Origin of the sequence: Paenibacillus oryzisoli, assembly GCF_001653565.1 — a bacterium.
Classification (GTDB): domain Bacteria; phylum Bacillota; class Bacilli; order Paenibacillales; family NBRC-103111; genus Paenibacillus_E; species Paenibacillus_E oryzisoli.
Genome location: NZ_LYPB01000022.1, coordinates 1 through 1,654, shown reverse-complemented (window position 1 = coordinate 1,654; position 1,654 = coordinate 1). Strand labels below are relative to the sequence as shown.

2 protein-coding genes are annotated in these 1,654 nt (G+C 47.1%); both read right to left on the bottom strand.

Translation table 11 applies throughout. The features are described 5' to 3' along the window. Positions 1-80: 80 nt before the first annotated feature. Complete coding sequence (gene ltrA, locus A8708_RS00135) at positions 81-1,409, bottom strand: group II intron reverse transcriptase/maturase (protein ID WP_068661519.1); 1,329 nt, start codon at positions 1,407-1,409, stop codon at positions 81-83. Then, positions 1,384-1,530, bottom strand: a complete 147-nt coding sequence (locus tag A8708_RS35160; RefSeq protein WP_157264463.1) for a hypothetical protein — start codon at positions 1,528-1,530, stop codon at positions 1,384-1,386. Before A8708_RS35160 ends, ltrA begins: the two co-directional genes overlap by 26 nt. Positions 1,531-1,654 lie beyond the last annotated feature (124 nt).

The window sequence follows — 1,654 nt, the reverse complement described above, 5'->3', positions numbered from 1 at the left end:
ATCGAGTAGGCCCATGCGCAATTGCATGGGCCTCTCACAGATCCGGACATGCGGGTCATCGCATCCGGCTCCTCCAAGATTTATCCCCTTTGGGGATGAAGTTCTCTGTAAATAGCAAGCAAACTACTTAGACCAATTTCTTCAAACCATTTGTTCGGCATCGCATACTGAGCGTAGGTTGAGTGGGAACTTCTCCATGCGGTCATTCGGAGACCGGGTAACTCTTTGTTATCCCATCCTCGCTTTCGCATTTCACGATGAAGCTTTCTTACTTTCTTCCAACTTCGTAGCTGAACGGAGCGTAGTCTTCTTCTTATCCAACCATCGAGGTCACGAAAGCGATTCCTTACATCACCTGTCCCAAAATATTTACCCCAACCCCGCAAATACGGGTTTAACACCTTCTTTACCAGCCTTTGAACATCTACCGTTTGGTTCCTTCGCGTAATCTCCTTCACCCGTTCTTTAAATTTCGTCATTGCTTTGGCCGAGGGTATCATCCTTTTTCCAGGCTTGAATTCATGCCCAAGAAATACAAACGATTCTCTTTTGCTGTTCACAATCTTCGTTTTCTCTGGATGAACTTTCAGTCCCATTTCTCTCTCAAGTAACCCCGTTACGGACTTCAACACGCGCTCCGCACCTTTCTCTGTTTTGCAACAGATCACGAAGTCATCCGCGTATCTTGTTAAACGATGCCCGCGTTCAGTCATCACTTGATCTAAGGGATGGAGGTAGACGTTTGCTAACAATGGACTAATAACTCCTCCTTGAGGCGTCCCTTGGTCGTTCATGTAGAAGCTACCACCTTCTAACACTCCCGCTTTCAGAAATTTCTCTAGCAATGCCAACACGCTTCCGTCAACAACCGTTTCTTTCACCATCCCTACAAGCTTTTCGTGGGGAATCGTGTCAAAGTACGATTTGAGATCGGCATCTATGACATAGCGAAAACCGTCTTCTAAATCTTGCCGGATTTTCCCTAACGCCATGTGGGCACTTCTCCCAGGTCGGAATCCATAACTACAGTCCATAAATTTAGCTTCAAAGATGGGTTCCAATATGCGTTTTACTGCCGCTTGTACGACTCGGTCTCCTACGGTAGGTATGCCTAAGGGTCTTTGTGTGCCGTCTGCTTTCGGAATATATACGCGTCTGACCGGCTTTGGCCGATACGTCTTACTTCTCAGCGCCTGCTGAAGCACTTCTAGATGGTGCTCCAACTTCGATTCAAATGCCTTTACGGTCACCTGATCAATCCCTGCCGCTCCACGGTTTCGTTTAACCTCTTTAAAAGCTTCCTCCAAGTTTGGTTTTGCCCATATCTTGTCGATTAGACTGTACCATTTTCGTTCTTCTTGCTTCTTTACTCTTTCACGTGAGTCATTGTCTTGCTCCTGTTCCCCCATGCTCGTTCTCCTTCCCTTCCAGATTCACGGTTTGTAGCCTTTCGGCAATCTCCGTTTCTCTGTTGGTACTCGCCCCGAACGGCTTCTCCTTATGTTCATTCCCCGGTTCTTCGCACTTCATGGCTCTCCGGCTTCTGTTCGGCACATGGTTTCCCTCACTAACTCATCTTCTCTGGTTTCGGGCTTCACACAAGTCTGCGCCTTTTGAGTCGAAGCTTGCATCGACGATCTCTTTTTTTTTTTTT